Origin of the sequence: Micromonospora coriariae (assembly GCF_900091455.1) — a bacterium.
Classification (GTDB): domain Bacteria; phylum Actinomycetota; class Actinomycetes; order Mycobacteriales; family Micromonosporaceae; genus Micromonospora; species Micromonospora coriariae.
The window spans coordinates 6123364-6142659 of record NZ_LT607412.1 but is presented as its reverse complement, the minus strand read 5'-3'; the positions used below and the strand labels follow the sequence as shown (position 1 = coordinate 6142659).

At 72.3% G+C, this 19296-nt stretch carries 16 protein-coding genes; 10 read left to right on the top strand and 6 right to left on the bottom strand.

The window, feature by feature from the left end; genetic code table 11:
* Positions 1 to 29: 29 nt before the first annotated feature.
* Positions 30 to 2807 carry a helix-turn-helix transcriptional regulator gene (locus GA0070607_RS28495; RefSeq protein WP_089020941.1) on the bottom strand — a complete coding sequence of 926 codons (2778 nt, stop codon included), beginning with the start codon at positions 2805 to 2807 and terminating at the stop codon, positions 30 to 32.
* Positions 2808 to 3272: 465 nt separating this feature from the next.
* Between GA0070607_RS28495 and GA0070607_RS28490 the strand changes: the two genes are divergently transcribed.
* On the top strand, positions 3273 to 4067 hold the full coding sequence (locus tag GA0070607_RS28490; protein WP_157743293.1) for a hypothetical protein: 795 nt from the start codon (positions 3273 to 3275) through the stop codon (positions 4065 to 4067).
* 71 nt (positions 4068 to 4138) lie between these two features.
* On the opposite strand, the gene GA0070607_RS28485 is transcribed toward GA0070607_RS28490, so the two are convergent.
* On the bottom strand, positions 4139 to 4873 hold the full coding sequence (locus tag GA0070607_RS28485; protein WP_089020939.1) for an SDR family oxidoreductase: 735 nt from the start codon (positions 4871 to 4873) through the stop codon (positions 4139 to 4141).
* A 128-nt stretch (positions 4874 to 5001) separates the two neighbouring features.
* Here GA0070607_RS28485 and GA0070607_RS28480 point away from each other — a divergent pair, with 128 nt between their 5' ends.
* Positions 5002 to 5487: an RrF2 family transcriptional regulator gene (locus GA0070607_RS28480; RefSeq protein ID WP_089020938.1), complete on the top strand. Its 486-nt coding sequence runs from the start codon at positions 5002 to 5004 to the stop codon at positions 5485 to 5487.
* Positions 5488 to 5495: 8 nt separating this feature from the next.
* Here the strand turns inward: GA0070607_RS28480 and GA0070607_RS28475 are convergent, their stop codons facing one another.
* The 3 genes from GA0070607_RS28475 to GA0070607_RS34000 all read right to left on the bottom strand — a co-directional run bounded on the left by GA0070607_RS28475 (position 5496) and on the right by GA0070607_RS34000 (position 11112).
* Positions 5496 to 7046 (bottom strand): ArnT family glycosyltransferase, encoded by a 1551-nt coding sequence (locus tag GA0070607_RS28475; RefSeq protein ID WP_089020937.1) that lies wholly within the window; start codon positions 7044 to 7046, stop codon positions 5496 to 5498.
* A gap of 80 nt (positions 7047 to 7126) precedes the next feature.
* Positions 7127 to 7552 carry a hypothetical protein gene (locus tag GA0070607_RS28470; protein WP_089020936.1) on the bottom strand — a complete coding sequence of 142 codons (426 nt, stop codon included), beginning with the start codon at positions 7550 to 7552 and terminating at the stop codon, positions 7127 to 7129.
* 242 nt (positions 7553 to 7794) lie between these two features.
* Entirely contained in the window at positions 7795 to 11112 is a 3318-nt protein-coding gene (locus GA0070607_RS34000) for a glycosyltransferase (protein WP_172899121.1), read from the bottom strand.
* A gap of 954 nt (positions 11113 to 12066) precedes the next feature.
* Between GA0070607_RS34000 and GA0070607_RS28455 the strand changes: the two genes are divergently transcribed.
* Positions 12067 to 13095 carry an aldo/keto reductase gene (locus GA0070607_RS28455; RefSeq protein WP_089020933.1) on the top strand — a complete coding sequence of 343 codons (1029 nt, stop codon included), beginning with the start codon at positions 12067 to 12069 and terminating at the stop codon, positions 13093 to 13095.
* Positions 13096 to 13116: 21 nt separating this feature from the next.
* On the top strand, positions 13117 to 13626 hold the full coding sequence (locus tag GA0070607_RS28450; protein WP_089020932.1) for a mycothiol transferase: 510 nt from the start codon (positions 13117 to 13119) through the stop codon (positions 13624 to 13626).
* Between the two features lie 21 nt (positions 13627 to 13647).
* On the opposite strand, the gene GA0070607_RS28445 is transcribed toward GA0070607_RS28450, so the two are convergent.
* Positions 13648 to 14886, bottom strand: coding sequence for an MFS transporter (locus GA0070607_RS28445; RefSeq protein WP_089020931.1), 1239 nt, complete (start codon positions 14884 to 14886; stop codon positions 13648 to 13650).
* A 65-nt stretch (positions 14887 to 14951) separates the two neighbouring features.
* On the opposite strand from GA0070607_RS28445, the gene GA0070607_RS28440 reads away from it, so the two are divergent.
* The 6 genes from GA0070607_RS28440 (at position 14952) to GA0070607_RS28415 (ending at position 19281) form a co-directional block, all read left to right on the top strand.
* Positions 14952 to 15449 carry a MarR family winged helix-turn-helix transcriptional regulator gene (locus GA0070607_RS28440; protein ID WP_089020930.1) on the top strand — a complete coding sequence of 166 codons (498 nt, stop codon included), beginning with the start codon at positions 14952 to 14954 and terminating at the stop codon, positions 15447 to 15449.
* Between the two features lie 155 nt (positions 15450 to 15604).
* Positions 15605 to 16957 (top strand): IS110 family RNA-guided transposase, encoded by a 1353-nt coding sequence (locus tag GA0070607_RS28435; RefSeq protein ID WP_157743292.1) that lies wholly within the window; start codon positions 15605 to 15607, stop codon positions 16955 to 16957.
* Between the two features lie 212 nt (positions 16958 to 17169).
* Complete coding sequence (locus GA0070607_RS28430) at positions 17170 to 17703, top strand: DUF2087 domain-containing protein (RefSeq protein WP_089020928.1); 534 nt, start codon at positions 17170 to 17172, stop codon at positions 17701 to 17703.
* 52 nt (positions 17704 to 17755) lie between these two features.
* Complete coding sequence (locus GA0070607_RS28425) at positions 17756 to 18232, top strand: MarR family winged helix-turn-helix transcriptional regulator (protein WP_089020927.1); 477 nt, start codon at positions 17756 to 17758, stop codon at positions 18230 to 18232.
* A gap of 76 nt (positions 18233 to 18308) precedes the next feature.
* Positions 18309 to 18734 (top strand): DUF6069 family protein, encoded by a 426-nt coding sequence (locus GA0070607_RS28420; RefSeq protein ID WP_089020926.1) that lies wholly within the window; start codon positions 18309 to 18311, stop codon positions 18732 to 18734.
* A 52-nt stretch (positions 18735 to 18786) separates the two neighbouring features.
* Positions 18787 to 19281, top strand: coding sequence for a GNAT family N-acetyltransferase (locus GA0070607_RS28415; protein WP_231930442.1), 495 nt, complete (start codon positions 18787 to 18789; stop codon positions 19279 to 19281).
* Positions 19282 to 19296: the final 15 nt, after the last annotated feature.

The following is a 19296-nucleotide window of genomic DNA, read 5'->3' as shown; positions in this document are numbered from 1 at the left end:
TATCCCTCATCTCCGTTTGATACTGGGCATCACTGATCAAATGGGGTTCTCCGTGCGGACCCGCGATCCTCGCCAGACCCTCGATGGTTGACCCCGCCGGAGACCAGCAGCGCCGCCAGCCCGGCACGCGACGACACCCCCGTCTTGCGGAAGATGCGTGTCAGGTGCGCCTCCACCGTCTTGACCGTCACGTACACCTGGTCCGCGGCTTCGGCGTTGCTCGCACCCGCCGCCACCAGCCGGGCGATGTCCCACTCCCGGCGCGTCAAGGTCAGCTCTCCACCGTGGACCGCATCCGGCAGGCGCCCGGCCGCCCCCGCGGCGCGACTCTGCTCGCCGGCCACGGCCCTGCGCAATGGCGGGGAGTCGACCAGCTCCGCGATGCGGCGCGTCTCGGCGAGCTCGACCTCGGCCGCGGCCCACTCCCGCGCCTCGCACAGAGCCCGTGCCCGCACCAGCCGCGCCGACGCCTCCTCCAGTCGCCACCCGAGGGTCGCGAAGGTGTCCGCCGCGGCGGCGGCCAGCTCCGCCGCGCGCCGGGGATCGGCCTCCAGGGTCAGCCGGGCCCGGGCGGTCCCGGTCAGCGCGCTCTGCCCCCGTAGCCCCAGCCGTTCGGCGTACCGCTCCGCCACTGTCAACCAGCGCGCCGCCGTGTCCCGACGGCCGGCCTTGTGGGCCATCTCGGCCAGCGCCGAGGCCCAGCACGCCCGATTGGTCAGCTCGACCTGGTCGAGCCCGTCCCCGCCGCAGGCCCGCAGCAACGCCGACGTCGAACCGGCCCGGTCGCCGGCCAGGAACCGCAGGCGCGCCGCCACCCGCTGGCTCGCCCCGTCGTACCAGTTCCCCCGCCGGGTGCCGGCGTCCAACACGGCGGCGTCGGCCAACTGGCGGGCCGCCGCCGGGCCGCCGCGCCAGGCCACGGCGATCGCCCGGTACGCGCGCGCCAGCGCCACCAGAGGGTCGACGCCCATGGCGACGGCCACCTCCTCGGCGTCCTCGCCCTCGACCCGGGCGCGCTCCAGGTTGCCCAACCGGGCGGTCACGGCGCACCGGCCGACCAGCAGCCACGGGGTCAGCGCCACCAGACCGGAGCGGCAACAGATGTCCAGCGCCCGGTCGAAGTGGTGCAGGGCCGAGCGTTCCCGTTCGTGGAAGTACTCGGCCCAGCCGAGCAGGGCCAGCAGGTCCGGGTGCTGGGCGAGATCGGTGTCGGCGAGCGCGTCCACCTCGGACGATGCCCGGTCCAGGGTTTCCGGCACCGGAATTCCGCAGTCGCTGTACGCCGCCACGAACGACTGCACCACCGCCGCCGTCGTGGCGCAGACCGGCTCACCGGTCTGCGCGGCCAGCAGATCCAAACCCCGGGCGTGCTCCGCCGCGTCCACCGATCCACTGAGGACGCCAGCGATCGCCGCTTCGGTGCTCAGCAGGAAGCGGCTGCGCGGCGCGACCCGCTCGTCGCGGTGCGGCAGCACCAGCGCGTACGCGTCGAACGGCCGGCCCAGCAGCCGCTCCACGCGCGCCCGAGCGGCCAGCGCCCGCAGCCGCTGGTCGCAGTCGCCGAGCGGGCGGCGGGTGAGCTCCTGCAACAGGGTGCGGGCCTGGCGCAGGTGGCCGGCACCGACAAGCGCATCGGCCATGGCGAACTCCAGCCGGGTGCGGCGCGGCTCGGTGAACTCGGCGGCCGGCAGCAGCCGTTGCACGTTGGTCAACCAGCGGATCGCGTCGAGTCGGGGCGCCAGCGCGCTCTCCGCGGCCTCGATCAGCGCGTCGGCGGTCGCTGGTTCGGCGCACTGTCCGCTGGCCGACAGGTGCTCGGCGTACCGACCCACCGGATGTCCGGCATCGCGCAGGACGCTGGCCGCCGTGGCGTGCAGCCGTCGTCGCCGGCCGGGGGAGAGCGAGCGGTACACCACTGTGCGGTCCACCTCGTGCCGGAACGACAGGGTCGACGCCTCGGCCGGGTCGGTACGCAACAGGTCGGCGGCCACCAGCGCGTCGAGCAGATCGCTGGTGACCTCCGGGCCGCGACCGGCCAGCGCCCCGGCCAGTGCCGGCTCGAACCCGCCCGGGCACACCGAGACGACCTCCAGCATCTGCCGTTGCTCGTCGGTCAGCCCGTCCAGGTCGAGCTGGACCGCGCCGGTGACGTCGACGGGCAGCTCGGTGGGTAGGCCACGCAGGGCGGCGACCGGACCGTCCAGGGCACCCGGCCGGTAGGCCAGCACGTAGCGGGGCACACCGCCGGAGAGCAGGTGCACCCGCCGGGCGGCGCGCCCTTCCGGCAGCCCGAGAAGCGCGGCGACGCTGGCCGGATCGAGCGGGCTCAGGGTGACCGCCCGGCGGCTCAGATAGATCCCGGCGGCGAGCGCGGCCGTCGCGCAGGAGGGCATCTGTCGCGGCCGGTAGGCGGTGACCCACAGCAGACCGGGGGGCGGCACCTGCGCGAGCCGGCCCAGCAGAGCCGCCGTCGCGGGCGAGACGGTGTGCAGGTCGTCCACGAGTAACAGCAGCGGGGTCGCCGACGCGTCCAGCAGGCTGGCGAGGGCACCCTGGACCTGGCCACCGTCGCGCCCGGCGGCGGCCAGCACCGGTACGCCGGCCCGTCGGGCCCGCGCGGCGACCTCGCGCAGCAGTCGCGTCTTGCCGGTGCCGGGGTCGCCCACGAACTCGATCATCGTTGGCTGGCCGTCGCGGACACCCGTCAGAGCCCGGTCGAACAGGTCGAGCGCGCAGTTGCGGCCGACCAGGGGCTCGAGAGGGTCGCCCGACGCTGCCGGGGCGAGGTCCTCCTCACTGGTGTTCATCGGTGGCCCACGACGATCGCTCGCACGGCGCCGACCGCCGAGGTGAGCCGTCGCGTGGACGCGGTCGGACGCGCGTCGTGCGGTGCGACGACGGCCGGGCGGCCTGGTCGTCCGCGACGATGCGGCGAGCTTCGGTCCAGCTTCAACTGCCACCCCCAGGATGTGTCCCGTTCGGGCCTCTCGGCGTGCCCGACACCAGCGGTGCCAATTGCCGGCGCTCGGGCGAGCGGCAGATGCAACTCTAGGGTGGCAAGCCAAGAACGGCGATCACGCGACCGGTTGGTCCTATCGCCGAAGAGAGCAAATGTTGACACCCAAAAACCGAAATAGTCGGCTTTGTTCTTGACGCAGCGCGTACCGGCCGTTGCGTTGGGTTCACGACAATGTGGGGTTTCCCCTACTGTCGCATCGTTCGCCGTCGCTTAATGTCGACCCCGGCGGTGCGACGCCTTGGGGGGACTTCGGATGACCGTTCAATACCGATCCTATCTGGACAATCCGGTAAATGTGGAGGGAGCGCTGAACGAGTCGGAGCAATGGCACGCATTCCAGTGCCTTTTGCCGCCCCGCGCCGCGGTGGCCGACGCGTTCCTCACCCGCGGTGTCAGTCCACTGTTGCGTGATCTCCAGGCCACCGGCGAACTGTCCGGCTGGTCATTCACCCGACAGTCGTCCCGCGTGGTCAACCTTCACCTGCTGGGACGCGCGCCGCGACTGCTGGCCGCCCGACTGGCCGGGCTGTGTGCGGCGGTCGGCGCGGAGGGGCCGGTGCACGCCCCGCACCTGAGCGCTCCGCCGGCCCGCGATCCACGACTGGTCGGCGTGGCGGTCGATCTGATCGGAATGACCCCTGGCCGCCAGGCCCGGCTCGCCGCAGCCGTCGACCTCGCCATGGTGGCGGCCGTGCGCAGCTGTCCCGCAGTGCGGAACGGGGCCGAGCCCACCACGTCCGTGGGCCTGACCGTACTGCCGGGCGCTCGCTGGCAGCGGATCTCCGCCGCGCTGGCCACCGAACGCCATCCGCTGACGTGCTGGTCGCGTCTGTTGGACGCGTGCCGCGGCACCCCGGGGTACGACGGCGCGATGACGTTCGACCTGGTCCACCTGCTGCACAACCAGCTCGGGCTCAGCCCCCGTGACGAGCAGCGGGTGCACGCCGACCTGATCCGTACGCTGTCGCGGCGCCGGACCGGCCCGCGCCACTCAACCCGGTCACACCTGAGCGTCCTGCATCCCGGGGCGGTCCGCCCGAAGCGCTGAGCAGGCACACGGCCGACCGGCGTCGGGCGACCGATCGTCCCGACGCCGGACACCACCCCTGCTCGCCAGGGTCAGCGGGCGAGCCAGTCGCGGTAGGAGGTGGGCGCGATCACGGCGTCCTGGGGGGCGATCAGCACACCGCTGGGCGTCGCCGCGAACATCCCGGCGCTGTCGTCGGTGGTGACGGTGCGCTGGTCGCCCTGGGCGGCGAGGGTGATCCGGCCCAGCTCGTCGAGCGGGAAGACGTCGGGGCCGGCGACGTTGCGGATGCCCTGCAGGGGAACGCCCGCGCTGACGTCGGCGACGGCCTGGGCGACGTCGGCCGCCGCCATCGGCTGTAGCGCACTGCTGGGCAGGCGGACGGTGTTCTCGTCGGCGGTCCAGGACATGACCGCGCCGATGAACTCGAAGAACTGGGTGGCGCGGACGATCGAGTAGGGGACGGGACCGGCCTTGAGGATGTCCTCCTGGAGGACCTTGGCGCGGTAGTACGCCAGGTCGGGGACCAGGTCGACGCCCACGATCGAGAGGATCACGGCGTGCCCGACGCCGGCCCGCTCGGCGGCGGTCAGGAGGTTGTCCATGGTCGTCTGGAAGAAGGCGGGGGAGGCGTCGTCGAAGGTCGGCGAATTCGTCAGGTTGACGACGACGTCGGCGTCCTTGAGCGCCTCGGCCAGACCCTGCCCGGTGAGCAGGTCGACCCCGGTCGACTGCGAGTGCGGCAGCGCGTCGTGCCCGGCCGCCCGCAGGATCTTGACGACCTGGGACCCGATCAGGCCGGTCCCACCCATCACGGCGATCTTCATGTTCGTTCCACCTTCCCTGTGGTGATTCCAGCCCGTCTGTTCGCCGGGCCGGATACTCGGACTTCCTATGTCCGAGAACTATACTCGGACAGCATGGGTCCGAGTATCGGGGTGGCTAGGGTGAGGCGATGAAGATGTCCGGCGGGGTCGAATGGGCGCTGCACTGCTGCGTCGTCCTCACGGTCAGCAGCAGGCCCGTCCCGGCGGCCAGGCTCGCGGAGCTGCACGACGTCTCCAGCAGCTACCTCGCCAAGCAACTCCAGTCGCTCGCCCGCGCCGGCCTCATCCACTCCGTCCAGGGCAAGTCCGGTGGCTACGCCCTGACCCGCGCACCGGAGAGCATCACGTTGCTCGACGTGGTACGGGCCGTCGACGGCCCCGGACCCGCCTTCGTCTGCACCGAGATCCGGCAACGCGGCCCGCTGGCGACCCCGGCGAACGCCTGCACCCGGGCGTGCCCGGTTGCCCGCGCCATGTGGACCGCCGAGGAAGCGTGGCGCGAGGCGCTGGCCGCGGTCACGATCGCCGATCTCGCCCGCGACGTCGGCACCGACTCCGGCCCGGAGGCCCTTCCCGCGGTACGCACCTGGCTGACCGGCGCCAGCGACCACTGACCCCGCCGTCAGCCGGCGTGGCGTACCTCGGTGTCCCAGATCTGCGCCCACGGGCGCCGCAGCCCTCGGCACACGAAGATCGGGCCGCCGTTCTCGTCGTTGTCCACCTCGACCCGCTGGTCCACCCGCCCGGCGGGCGCGCACTCGTCGAACCAGGCGTTCAGCGGGGCGGAGCGTTCCCAGCCGACGACGATCACCACGTCGGCGTCGGCTGGTGGCCGGCCGAAGTCGACCATGCTGTTGTGCCCGGAGTACGCGTGGGGGAGACCACGGGCCGGGCCGTAGCGGGCCAACGCGCCCGCCTCGCCGTAGTTGCCGGTCAGGATGACCGTCCGCGGGCGCTCCGCGGGCGGCAGGCCACGGTGGACGGTGGCCACCGAGTCGGTGAACGCCGGCCAACCGATGGTCTCACCGGCGTCGTAGTTGACGTCCACCACGAAGCCGGGCAACCGTTCGGCCGGCAGCACCGGCAGCAGCAGCACGACGGTGGGCAGGAGGAACGGCACCGCGCCCAGCGCGAGCAGGCTCCGACGCAGCCTCGGCGCGCCACGGGACGCCCATGCGGCGGTCACCACCGCACCGGCGGCGGTGAGCACCAGCAACAGCGGCGCGTCGTAGTAGCCCTTGCCGCCGGCGATCAGCACGATGCCGACCACGACCAGCCACGCCCAGCCCACCGGGCGGTACGCCCGCCACGCCGGTCGGCGCAGCAACGCGACGAGCCCGGCGATCCAGATCGGCACCGCGTACGGGCTGATGATGACGAACTGGAGGGTGAGCGCGTCGAGGCGGCCGCTGTAGGAGCTGTCACCACCGGAGATCGAGGCGGCCACCGACAGCTGCGGAAAGCCGTGCGTGGCCTGCCAGATCAGGTTCGGCGCGGCCAGCAGCGCGGCGATCCCGGCGGCGGCGAGCACCCACCGGTCGCGCAGCAGCCGACGCGGCCCGGCGATGCCCACCCCGGCGATCAGGCCCACGGCCAGCAGCGCGGGCAGCAACTTGTTGAGCATGCCCACGCCGAGCGCCACCCCGATGCCGAGCGCCCACCGGCTGTCGCCGGTGCGCAGCAGCCGCACCGCACACCACGCCGCGGCCAGCCAGGCCAGCAGGTCGATGGTGGTGGTGCTGAGCAGGTGCCCGCCGGCGAGCACGATGCCGGACAGCGCGGCGAGCAGCGCCGCGAAGCTCTGCCCGCCCCGGCCGGCGCCGAACTCCCGGGCGATGGCGGCGACCAGCAGGACCGCGGCACCGGCCAGCAGTGCCGACGGGGTACGCAGCACGACCAGGTTGCCCGGGGCGATCGTGTCGAGCAGCCGGGCCAGCGCCGGGACCAGCGGGCCCTGGTCGACGTAGCCCCAGTCGAGGTGCCGGCCGCAGAGCAGGAAGTACAGCTCGTCCCGGTGGTAGCCGTAGCGGCCGGCGAGCAGCAGCAGCGTCACGCTGACCGCCCCGGCCAGCAGCCACGGCCCGAGCGCGCGCGGACCGGGCGCCGGTGGCGCCGGCGGCGGGGACGTTGGGGCTGGCTGGTGCGGGCGGTCGGTGGTGGCGGATTCGCTCACGCGCACATCATCACCGATCTCCGGCCACAATGGTGGCCCGCCACCTGACGTCGACCCCCGCGACGTGGCGGCTTCGGGCGTCAGCGCCCGATGCGGCAGTGGGGGACCGATGCGGCGACGGTTCCCTCAGCCCGCCTGTTCATGGCCAGGGCCACGTCGACGAATGCTCCGACGTTGACCTGCGCGGCGTCCGCCAGCTGGGCGATGAGCAGTAGTCCGTGCCGCGTCAGCGCCGGTTCGCCGGGTACGTCGGCGACCGGCGGTCGGTGACCGTCGGGGAGCAGTGCGGCCAGCAACCTCCTGTCCACCTTCCCGTCCGGGTCGAGCTCGTCGACGAGCAGCTCCGCGGTGTCCCTGAGGACCTCGTGCGTCCACGCGTTCGGCAGCCGTAGGAGGCGGACGACGGAAGCACGGAATCGCCCGTGATCCATCTGGTTGACCGCTCGTACGCCGGCCACCACGGCGTTCCACAGTTCCTGCTCTGCCGGTGTAGGCGGCTGCCACATCACCAACTCCTCTCGTTGCCGGGCTGGCAGAAGCCTGCTGGCCCGGGCCTCGGCGGCACCTCGCCGTCGGGGACGCTGCACTGTGCCTTCTCGTTGGGGTGGCCGGCACGGGCCCGTAGGAGGCGAGGCCCGTGCCGGCCGACGGTGATCACCCCCATCACCGTCTCCGCCGACGGCGGCTCAGCCGGGCCGTGTCGTTTTCCGGCCGTGCCGTCGCGGCGTGGTTTCGCGCCGAACAACGCTCACGTCAGTACTGATCGCGCGTGTTCGTGTAGCCCATCTGGAACGTCCTTCCCATCGGACGCTGCGGCCCCCGAAGCCGGTTGTCCTGCCCGATCCCGCTCTGCCGTTCGCGGCGCCCGGGGCCAGGGCGACAAGCGAGGCGACCGCCGGGCGCTGAGGTCCTCGATCCAACCGAGGGCCAGAACCAGTCCGGTGAGCAGCACCAGGGCGACCACCAGGTAACCCAGCTTGCCGAGTCGCCAGACCCCGAGCAGGTCACCGACGGCGAAGCAGACCGCGATGGCCGCGTTGTGCCAGAGGTAGATGGTCAGGGCACGACTGTTCAACGCGGTGACCAGCCGATCCAGTGGCCGGATCCGGGCGATCCAGGTCATCGGTGGGGACACCCGCATCAGCAGCAGCACGATTCCGAGCGACCAGAACGCCTGCGCCACCGGGATGTCGTTGAGGTCGAGCCCGGCACCCGGGTGGATGAGGAGCCAACCGACGGCGAGTCCCAGGCACAGCGCCGCCAGGGTCAGCAGGAACCGAAGGGGGAGCCGTCGCAGCTGACCGTCGCGGTGTGCGAAGCCCACGAGCCAGCAGGCGCCGAACGTGGACACGTCGGTCAGAACCGAATCCACCCGTCCGCCCAGTGCCGACCCCGCGGTCTGCAGCAGGACCACGCCGGCCAGCGGCGTCAGCACGGACCACACCGGCCAGCGTCGGTACAGCGTCAACACCGCGGGGGAGAGCAGCACGAACCACAGGTACGCGACGAGGTACCACAGCACACCCGTGACGTCCGCCGCCCACGCGCTGCCCGGCGGCTGCAGCACCGGGACCAGCCAGTTCAGCAGCGCCGGCCAGGCCGGACGGTCGGACCAGCCGTGCCAGGCCATCAGGGGCAGCAGCACGACGCCCAGGGCCCACAGCGCCGGTAGCAGGCGCCGGAGTCGACCGCTGACGGCCCGCTGCGGCGAGCGATCGAGCGAGCTGGCCATCAGCGAGCCGCCCAGCGCGAACATCACGCCCATGGCGGGGAAGGCGAAGCTCAGCCAGGCGGCCCCGAACATGTGGTACGTGATGACTCGAGCCAGCGCCAGCGCCCGCAGCGTGTCGAACCAGCGGTCGCGCCCCTCGCGGCCAGGCGTCGCGGGGGAATCGGCGCGGCGTTTGTCGTCCGCGACGTCACCGGCCCGCTTGAGCTTGCGCCAGCCCAGCCGGGCGCCGGTCAGCGCGGTCACCACGGAGCGGGCCAGGACCACGTACATCAGCTGGCGGTAGACGAACTGCTGGATCGGCAGGGTCAGCAGCGGGCGCATCCGTTCCCGGTCGAGCCGGAAGGCCACCGCGGCGGTCGCGGTCTGGACGACCAGCATCGCCACCCAGGCCAGCGCGGTCTTCGTCGTGTCCAGGAAGAAGAGGCCATAGAGGGCGAGCAGGTCCAGCACTGGGCCGAGCAGTGGCAGCACCACGCCGAAGAGGGCGAGCATCGGCAGGCCGAACCGGCCGAATCGGCCCGAGGCGCCTCGGTCGAACACCGCGCGCCGGTGCTTCCACATCGCCTGTATGGTCCCGTAACTCCACCGGTAGCGCTGCCGCCACAACTCGCGAACCGTGGCGGGAGCCTCCGTCCAGGCGCGGGCGCGGTCCTGGTACACCACGCGCCACCCGGCCCGCAGGATCGCCATGGTGATGTCGGTGTCCTCGGCCAGCGTGTCACCGCTCATCCCGCCGACGCCGAGCAGGGCACGGCGGCGGAAGGCGCCGATCGCTCCCGGGACGGTGGGGATGCAGCCCAGCCTCTCGTAGAACCGGCGGTCCAGATTGAAGCCGATGACGTACTCGATGTGCTGCCACTGGCCGAGCAGCCGCCGCCGGTTGGCGACCTTGACGTTGCCGGCCACCGCTCCGATCCGCGGGTCGTTGAACGGCTCGATCAACCGTCGGATCGCGTTCGGTTCGAAGACGGTGTCCGCGTCGACGGTCACGATGATGTCGTGCGAGGCGTACAGGAGCCCGGTGTTGAGGGCGCTGGCCTTGCCGCCGTTGGGCTTGCGGATCACCCGGACGCCGTCCAGTCCCAGCGAGTCGACGAGGTCTGCCGTGCCGTCGGTCGAGCCGTCGTCGACCACGATCACCTCGACGTCCCGGTGGTCGTTGGCCACCAGCGAACGGACCGTGGCGACGATTCCGGCCCGTTCGTTGTACGCGGGCACGATCACCGACACCGCTGCGTCGAACGATCCCCAGGGCCAGCGGTGCTTCCGTCGGCGCCGGGCGAGCCGTCCGGCGATCAGGAGCAGCAGCAGCGTCCGGGCCAGGATGAGGACCCCGACGACCACGAAGAGCAGGGCGAGCGCGCGCAGGATCGAGTCCGCCAGCCGGATCGCCCACACCACGGGGGCGGCCCGCCAGCGGTCCACGGTCGACGTGGGGGCGTTGCCGACGAATGGCGCCGCGTCCTGTCGGGCCCGGTTCATCCCGTCGCTGATCGTCGTGAAGGTGTAGCCGCGCGCCTGCATCATCGGGATGAAGCGCTCCAGCGCCGCGATGGTCTGCGACCGGTCTCCGCCGGCGTCGTGCAGCAGCACCACGGCCCCCGCTCCGTCGGCTGGCGTCATCTGCCGCACGATCGCGTCCACGCCGGGTCGGGACCAGTCCTCCCCGTCGACGTCGTTCACCACAGTCAGGTAGCCGAGCCGGCCGGCCTCGCGGATCACCGGCCAGTTCGCGTCGTCGACGGCGCTGGGCACGGAGGAATAGGGGAAGCGCAGCAGGCTGGTCCGGACGCCGGCCGCGTCCACGATCGCCATCTGGGTCTGCGCGTACTCCATCCGTTGTCGCCACCCCGGCAGCAGACTCACGTCGGGGTGGGTGAAGGTGTGCACGCCGAGCTCGTGACCCTCCTGGTTGACCCGCCGGACCAGGTCCCCGTGCCTGGCGACCTGCGAGCCGATCACGAAGAAGGTGGCCGGGGCTCGATGCCGGTGCAGGACGTCGAGCACCCGGGGGGTCCAGACGGGGTCCGGCCCGTCGTCGAAGGTGAGGGCGATGGTCCGCGCGGGAAGGCGGTAGGAGCGGGGCTGGTCGTACCGGGCATCGATCACGGGTCCGCCATTGAGGACGTCGGTCGGGACGCTGCCCTGGTCCTCGGACTCCCGCACGTGATCGGGTTTGAAGCTGGAGTTGGCGTACGCCTCCACCAGCAGCACACACATCACCACAGTCACCAGGGAGGCGCAGACGAACCGCCCGGCCCCCCGGCCGATACCGCCGGGCCGACGGTCACCGTGGCGGCCGCGGGCGAGGCGGCGACGGTTCACCAGGGTCATCCCGTCACCCATCGCGCGAGGTCAGGCGTGATCGGCCGGGTCGTGACGGGTCCGGGGCTGGGCTCGGCCGGAGTGGACCTGGTCGGCGAGGGGGTGGGGGGCGGTGTCGGGCCCACGGGCGGTGTCGGGCCCTCGGGCGGCGGGGCCGGCGGCGAGGTCGGGGGCATAGGCGTAGCGGGCGGGCGACTGGTCGGGCGCACGTGGGTCGGTTGGCTGGGCTCGGGCTCCGGCGGGTCGATCGACGGCACGGTGGTCGGCACCGCATCGTCCGGTGTCGGTTCGGCCGCGAGTTGCGGACCATCCACCGTGTCCTCGGGCTCCGGGGTGAGGTCCGGAGTCGGATCGCCGAGCGGCGGTGGCGCCGTCCGAGGGTGTTCACCGGTCCCGCCGCCCGGGCCGCCGACGGACAGTGGACCGGGCTGCGCCGGTGCCGGCGGACCGGCGAGCAACCCGGTCGCGGCCATCGGCAGGTAGCTCAGCGAGGCGACCGCGACCAGCACGCCCGCGCGTCGTAGCCGGCGGTGGCGGATGCCAGTGGCGTCCACGAACACCGGTTCGACGGGTCGGGACAGGACGGTGGGCGGAATCTGCTGAGGGCGATCCGGCAACCCATCGAAAGACATGTGAACAGCCACCGGTCGAGGCTATGGGGGAACTTGTCGGTGTATGTCCTGATTCACGACTCAGCCTTCGGCGCATTTTTCGCCATTCGCACATCCCGAAAGTCGTGCTGTGAACGGTCGAACGGCACGATCGTTCGCTGAGTGGCGAAACAGGATTTCGAGCACATGAGGCATCAGACGCCCCATTCGCCTACTGAGTGGCGAAACAGGATGAACGACGCCGATGTTCCTCGGCCACGTGGGGTCCGGGTCCCGCAAGCGGCCGCCCTCGCCGTCGGGGCCCAGGGCGGCGGTGGCAAGATCGGCCAGGTCGCTCGACCGGAAGGACGACATGCGCTATCGCACTCTGGGCGCCACCGGCACTGTGGTGTCGACCCTCTGCCTGGGCACGATGACCTTCGGCGCGGAGACCGACGAGGTGGGCAGCTTCGCCCAGCTCGACCGGTTCGTGGAGGCCGGCGGCACGTTCATCGACACCGCCGACGTCTACTCCGCCGGCGTGTCCGAGGAGATCGTCGGCCGCTGGCTGGCCGCGCGGCCCGGTATGCGTGACCGGTTGGTCATCGCCACCAAGGGGCGGTTCCCGATGGGCCCGGGGGCGAACGACGCCGGCCTGTCCCGGGTGCATCTGACCCGCGCCCTGGACGCCAGCCTCCGTCGGCTCGGCGTCGAGGCCGTCGACCTCTACCAGGCGCACGCCTGGGATCCGCTGACCCCGCTGCCGGAGACGCTGCGGTTCTTCGACGACGCGATCCGCGCCGGCAAGATCCGCTACGCGGGGGTCAGCAACTTCACCGGTTGGCAGTTGCAGAAGGCCGCCCTGCTCACCCAGCACCTCAACCTCACCCCGATCGTGACCCTGCAGCCGCAGTACAACCTGCTGGCCCGGGAGATCGAGTTCGAGCTGGTGCCGGTCTGCGAGAACGAGGGCATCGGCATCCTGCCGTGGTCGCCGCTGGGCGGCGGCTGGCTGACCGGCAAGTACCAGCGGGACAGCACGCCCACCGGCGCCACCCGACTGGGCGAGAACCCGCAGCGCGGCGTCGAGGCGTACGCGGGTCGCAACGCCGAGGAGCGCACCTGGCGGGTGATCGACGCGGTCGGCCAGGTGGCCAACGAACAGGACGTGTCCATGTCGGCGGTGGCACTCGCCTGGTTGGCGGCCCGCCCGGCGGTCACCTCGGTGATCCTCGGGGCGCGGACGACGGCGCAGCTCGACGACAATTTGACCGCCGCCGACCTCGTCCTCGACGCGGCACAGACCCGGCTGTTGGACGAGGCGAGCGCCCCACCGGTGGGTGACTACCCGTATGGCGCCGCCGGTGTCCAGCAGCGTGGCCGTGATCTGCCCGCCGGCTGACCCACGCCGCACAATGGGCCGATGACCACGCCCTTCCCCGAGCCCACGGGCCCCGCCGGCAACCGCGCCGAGGTCTTCCTGCGCTACCTGGACTACTTCCGGGAGTCCGTGTCGGCCAAGGTGTCGGCGCTGCCCGAGTCGGAGCTGCGGCGCAGCGGCCTGCCGTCGGGATGGACACCGCTGGAGTTGCTCAAGCACCTGCGGTACGTGGAGCTGCGCTGGATCGAGTGGGGTTTCCAGGGCCGGGATGTCCCCGAGCCGTGGGGTGACCGCCGCGCGGATCGCTGGTACGTCGCGCCGGAGGAGACCCGCTCGGAGTTGGTGGCGGCGCTGCGGGCGCAGGGTGCGCACACCAGCGCGGTGGTGACGGCGCACGACCTGGCGGAGGTCGGCGCACCGGGCCCGCGCTGGGACGGCGCCGACCCCGCCTCGCTGGAGCGGGTGCTGTTCCACCTGCTTCAGGAGTACGCCCGCCACCTCGGCCACCTCGACGTCGTGGCCGAGCTCGCGGGTGGACCGACCGGGGAGTGACCCGCCGACCGGTCGAACCGCTCACGGCGCGTCGGCGGCGGCGGGTTCGACCGGTCGCGGCAGCTCCGCCGCCGGCCAGGTGAGCCGGCGTACGCCGGGCACCAGCGCGGTGCCGGCGCAGGCGGCCAGGACCAGCAGGCCGGCGACGGCCAGCGGTACGGGCGCCCCGAAGGCGTCCGCGGCCAGGGGTGCCAGGGCGTACCCCAGCGGCACGGCGCCCAGCGACACCAGCCAGTCGTACGAGGTGACCCGGGCCAGCACCTCGGGCGGGAACTGGTGCTGCACGACGGTCTCCCAGACCGGGTTGAGGTAGCCGAGGGCGGTCAGCGCGACCCCGTAGGCGACGATCACCGCCGGGGCGGGCGCGGCGACGGCGAGCAGCAGCAGTGGCGCGGCGTAGCTGGCCAGCCCGAGGTTGGCCAGCAGGACCGGCCGGTGCAACCGGACCCGCCCGGCCAGCAGCGATCCGGTGAGCATGCCGATCGCGCCGGCCTGCAACAGCAGCACCCAGGTGGCCTCACCGCCGAGGCGGTCGATGGCGATGGCCGGCCCGAGGGTCATCAGCACGGCGGCGGCGCCGTTCCAGACACCGTGCCCGATCAGGCTGGTCCAGAACCAGTCGCGGGCGCGTACCTCGCCGAAGCCGTGCCGCAGGTCGGCGAGGACGGAGCGGCGGGGCACCGGCACGTGCCGGACCCGGACCAGCGCGAGCAGCGTGGCGCTGAGCGCGAACGACACGCTGTCGATGACGAACGCCCAGCCGGGTCCGGCGGCCCAGATGAGTGCGCCGGCCAGCGCCGGGCCGGCGAGCCGGCTGGTGTTGGCGGTGATCCCCATCAGGGCGTTGGCCCGCTGCCGGTCGGCCGGTGCGACGGTGCCGGCGACCAGCGGGGAGGCGGTCGGCATGGCGAACGCCGAGGCGGTGCCACCGAGCGCCGAGGCCACCACGACGATGCTCAGCGACGGCTCGCCACCGAGCAGCTCCACGCCGACCGCGAGCTGGGTCGCGCAGCGGACCAGATCGGCCACCAGGGCGACCCGGCGGGCGTCGAACCGGTCGGCGACGACGCCGCCGAGTGGCAGCAGGAGCAGCCGGGGGACCATCGCCGCGGCGAGGACGACGGCGAGCGCGCCGGTCGAACCGGTGGCCCGCAGCACGGCCAGCGCCAGGGCGGCGGGCACCACGGCGTCGCCGACCGCGGAGACGGTCCGGCCCAGGAACAGCAGCCGGAAGGAGCGGGTGCGCAGAGGGCTGGTCACCCACGCACAATACTTCGACGTCGAATATTTCGGCAATGAATATTTCTGCGCGGTAGGATCTGACGATGAGCACCCACGACTCCGTCGACCGGCACGTCGAGCGCTGGCTGCCCGTCCTGCCCGACCTCGACCCCGACGTCGAAGGGGCGGTGACCAGGATGGGTGTCCTCACCCGGCACCTGCGCACCGTGAAGGAGCGGGTCCTTGTGGATTTCGACCTGCCGGCACACGAGTACGACACGCTGCACGCGCTCGCCGGCCGGCAGGGACGTGCAGCGCCCTCCGAACTCGCCGCGGATCTGGCGATGGCACCCGCCTCGATCACCGCGCGGGTCGACAGCCTCGTCGAGCGCGGCTTCGCACGGCGCACCCCGTCCACGGTCGACCGGCGCAGGGTCGATGTGGAGCTCACCGACGCCGGCCGGGCCGCGTGGCACGGGGCGATGGACGTCCGGGGCGCTGAGGAGCACCGGCTGCTCGACGCGCTCACCCCGGCGGAACGGCGGCTGCTCTCCGACCTGCTGCGCCGGGTGCTGCTCGTCGCCGAGCAACCGACCGACTGACCCGGACCGCACCGGAAAATCGCCTGGCGGTCGGCGTACCGCCGATGAAAGGGTGACCGGCATAGAAAGACGTTCTGCGTGTCGATGCAGGACGTAGGAACGTCCCCCTGATGCGCTTGTCGGGCTTGGTGTCCCATCGCAGGAGGAGGACGTTCATGGGTAACGGTAGCGGTGTGTCCCGGGGTGATCGCAACCGCAACGCGCGGCTTGCTCGGCTGCGGGCGCTGGTGCCGGTGACCAACGCGATCGTGGGGATCGACTTGGCCGACGCGAAGCAGATGGTCGTAGTCACCGATCACGACTCGAAAGTGTTGGCCCGTAAGACATTCCGCTGCCGCGCCTGGAATCTCGGGGCAGCGTTGGACTGGGCCGCCGAGCGGGCCGCGGCGAAAGGCTGGGCGGGGGTGACGGTGGCGTGCGAGCCGACCGGGCACCGCTGGCGGGTCCTCGGTCAGCTCGCTGCGGACCGGGCGATGCCGTTCGTGTGCGTGCAGCCGATGCTGACCTCGTGGGCGCGGCGCAGCGAGGACCTGACCTCGGACAAAACCGATGAGAAGGACGCGGTGCTCATCGCTCGGCTGACCGCGCAGCTGCGCTGCTACGTGCCGGAGCCGATCGATGAGACCTGGGGCCGGCTGCGGCATCTGGGCGCCCGCCGCGAACAGCTCATCATCGAGATGGTCAGCCAGGTCCAGCAGATTCGCGCGCTGCTCGAGTGTGTCTGGCCCGCCGCGCTCGATACCGCCAAGCAGCCGTTTCGGTCCCGCACCTGGGCTGCAGCGATGACGGTGATCTGCCAGCGTGACGGCGGCAACCTCGCCCGCACCCGACGCCTCGGCGCGACCCGATTCGAGCAGGCCGTACGCCGTGAGATCACCCGCCGAGGCGGGTGCAAACCCTCGCTGCGCATCCTGCGGCACCTGTTCACCGCCTTGGCCGACCCCACCGGGGTGATCGCCCACCGGCCCGGTGCACTGGAGCGGGTCGCGTTCCTGCTGCAGGACTGGCACACCGCCACCGACAAACTCACCGACACCGAGACCCGGATGACCCGCGTCCTCGACGAGCTCAAGCTGACCGATCTGGCCACCTCCATCCCCGGCCTATCCGCGGTTGGCGCCGCGGCGATCCTCGCCGAGACCGGTGACCCGAACCGGTTCGCCACCGCCCGCGCCCTGGTCAAGCACGCCGGCCTCGCACCGCGGGAGAAACTGTCCGGCACGTTCGTCGGCCGCACCAAACTCACCGGCCAGGGCCGACCCGCGCTGCGTCTGGCCGCCTGGCGGGCAGTCTGGGGCGCCCAGCGCAGCAATGCCGTCTATGCCGCCCGCTACCAGCATTTGACCACCCGGGAGACCAACAAGCTCACGGCGACCCAAGCCCAGACCGTCATCGCCGCGGCGATCCTGCGCCAGTTGCACGCCGTCATCACCACCGGACGAGCGTGGAACGCCGACATCGCCACCTACGGCAGCCACCACCGCAGGCAGGTGGCTCTAGCCGCCTGATTCTTCGTCGCGGCGTTCAAGCTGACGGCCGGGGCGAGCCCTACGCGGCATTGAGACACGCACTGTGATCTCGCCTGTCATCATGGGCAGCCCCGGCCCGTCGTCTCATCAACCCGATTACACGCTGCTGGGGACCAACCCCATCACCGCTATGCAGGGACAGACGACGGCCGAGGCACCGACCAGAAGCTTGACCAAAACGACTTACGCTGATGACAGCGGACGCTCTGGCCGGAGCCCTGGCCGACGACGGACGCCGGCGGATCTTCGCGGCCATCGTGCTGGGTGCGGCCAGCGCGGCCCAGGTCGCCGAGCGGACCGACCTGCCGGCGCGGACGGTGCTCACCGGTGTCCGTCGGCTCACCGAGGCGGGCCTGGTGACGGGCTCCGACGGCGCTCTCGCGGCCGACGAGGTGTCGCTGCGGGCGGCGGCGCGCGAGCGCCGTCCGGCCGACGACGCCGAGCCGGCCGACGACGCCGAGCCGGCCGACGACCCGGTGCTGCGGACGTTCCTGCGCTCCGGTGTGCTGGTGGGCCTGCCGGCGCAGCGCGGCCGGCGGCGGGTGCTGCTGGCGCACATCGCGGAACTGTCGTTCGAGCCGGCGACGCACTATCCCGAGCGGGCCGTGGACGAGGCACTCAAGCCGTGGTGCGCCGCTGGCGGGTCGGACCACGCCACGTTGCGCCGCTACCTCATCGACGAGCAACTGCTCACCCGCGAGCACGGCATCTACCAGCGGCCCTGATCGTCCGCCCCGCGAACCGTCCCGTCGGGGAACATCTTGTTAGCCTCCCTGCATGACCTCCTGCTCGCCCGCCGACGGCCCGCCCGACCTGCTGTTCCTCCTCTCCTGGGCAAGTCACGCGCTCCAGTCCGAGCATGCCGCCGGCCTGGCCGAGCTGGGCATCTCACCGCGGGCGCACTACGTGTTGGCACAGGCCCGCACCGGGGACCTGACCCAGCGGCAGATCGGCGAACGGTGCGGGGTGGACAAGACCACAATGGTCGTCACGCTCGACCAGCTGGAGCGGGCCGGCCTCGCCGAGCGTCGCCCCGCGCCGGCTGATCGGCGGGCCCGGCTGGTCGCGGTGACGCCAGCGGGCGAGCAGGTCCTGGAGCGGGCGCAGGACGTTGTCCGGCGCATCCAGGACGCGCTCCTCGCCACCCTGCCCGAGCAGGACCGGGAGGCGTTCCTGCGCGCGCTCACCGCGCTGGTGAGCGGTCCGTTGGCCAGCTCCTCCCCGTACGCGCCCGGCGGTCGCTCCGGATGCTAGTCCCGACGCAGATAGTCTCGTACGAGACTATCTGATACGGTCGCACTCGTTCGTATCCCCGACCGAGGAGCCCGTCATGAGTGCGACCGCCGAACCATCCGTCACCACCGCCACCACCACGTCGTCACCGCGTCGCCGAGCCCTCGGCGTTGCCGCCTCCGTCCTGGCCTGCCTGGCCATCTGGGGGATCGGCGAGGCTGGCGGGGTCGACTACACCATCGAGAGCCCGGGGCAACCCGCCCTGGTCATCGGACCCGGCGAGATCTTCGGGATCGCCCTCGGCGCGGCCCTGCTGGGCTGGGCGGCGTTGGCCCTGCTGGAGCGGTTCGTCCCGCGTACCGCCCGCCTCATCTGGATCTCACTGGCCGTCCTGGTGACCCTGCTGTCCTTCGGCCCACTGTTCGGCACCGAGGCGACCGCCGGCGCCAAGGTGGCCCTCGGCGCGATGCACGTGGCCGTGGCGGTCGCCCTGATCGCCCTGCTGCCGGCCCGCCGCCGGTAGCGTCCGGGCCGGACGGCGGATAATCCGTTGACCGGGCACTGATGATCGACAGGTGACCAGCACGCTCCGACCCACCTGGGTGACCACCGCCGTCCGTCCCGATCAGCCCGACGCGGCACTGCTGCTTCGCGAGTACATGACGGAGATGGTGGTCCGCTACCACCGCCGTCCCGCGCTGCCCGGCGAGGTCGACCTGGCGCTGGCCGACCTGCCCAGCGACGACCTGACGGATCCGACCGGCCTGCTCCTGCTCGCCCACCGCGGCGGGGACCTGGCCGGCTGCGCCGGGCTGCGGTGGCAGCCGGACTGGGCCGAGCTGACCCGGGTCTTCATCCGCCCCGCACATCGCGGCACCGGTGGGGGCGGCGCGCTGCTGGCCGCCGTCGAGCAGCGGGCGCGGGAGGCCGGAATGGACCGGATCCGGCTGGACACCCGCAACGATCTGGTCGAGGCCCGCGCCCTGTACGCCCGGCACGGCTACGTCGAGATTCCGGCGTTCTCGCTCGGCCCGTACGCCGAGCACTGGTTCGAGAAGCGGCTCCGCTGAGCGGTTGACGGACGC

What these genes read in the sequence shown, in the direction of transcription:
- GA0070607_RS28495 (WP_089020941.1), bottom strand. Translation starts at nt 2,807, where the DNA reads ATGAACACCAGTGAGGAGGACCTCGCCCCGGCAGCGTCGGGCGACCCT.
- GA0070607_RS28490 (WP_157743293.1), top strand. Translation starts at nt 3,273, where the DNA reads ATGACCGTTCAATACCGATCCTATCTGGACAATCCGGTAAATGTGGAG.
- GA0070607_RS28485 (WP_089020939.1), bottom strand. Translation starts at nt 4,873, where the DNA reads ATGAAGATCGCCGTGATGGGTGGGACCGGCCTGATCGGGTCCCAGGTC.
- GA0070607_RS28480 (WP_089020938.1), top strand. Translation starts at nt 5,002, where the DNA reads ATGAAGATGTCCGGCGGGGTCGAATGGGCGCTGCACTGCTGCGTCGTC.
- GA0070607_RS28470 (WP_089020936.1), bottom strand. Translation starts at nt 7,552, where the DNA reads ATGTGGCAGCCGCCTACACCGGCAGAGCAGGAACTGTGGAACGCCGTG.
- GA0070607_RS34000 (WP_172899121.1), bottom strand. Translation starts at nt 11,112, where the DNA reads ATGACCCTGGTGAACCGTCGCCGCCTCGCCCGCGGCCGCCACGGTGAC.
- GA0070607_RS28455 (WP_089020933.1), top strand. Translation starts at nt 12,067, where the DNA reads ATGCGCTATCGCACTCTGGGCGCCACCGGCACTGTGGTGTCGACCCTC.
- GA0070607_RS28450 (WP_089020932.1), top strand. Translation starts at nt 13,117, where the DNA reads ATGACCACGCCCTTCCCCGAGCCCACGGGCCCCGCCGGCAACCGCGCC.
- GA0070607_RS28440 (WP_089020930.1), top strand. Translation starts at nt 14,952, where the DNA reads ATGAGCACCCACGACTCCGTCGACCGGCACGTCGAGCGCTGGCTGCCC.
- GA0070607_RS28435 (WP_157743292.1), top strand. Translation starts at nt 15,605, where the DNA reads ATGGGTAACGGTAGCGGTGTGTCCCGGGGTGATCGCAACCGCAACGCG.
- GA0070607_RS28430 (WP_089020928.1), top strand. Translation starts at nt 17,170, where the DNA reads ATGACAGCGGACGCTCTGGCCGGAGCCCTGGCCGACGACGGACGCCGG.
- GA0070607_RS28425 (WP_089020927.1), top strand. Translation starts at nt 17,756, where the DNA reads ATGACCTCCTGCTCGCCCGCCGACGGCCCGCCCGACCTGCTGTTCCTC.
- GA0070607_RS28420 (WP_089020926.1), top strand. Translation starts at nt 18,309, where the DNA reads ATGAGTGCGACCGCCGAACCATCCGTCACCACCGCCACCACCACGTCG.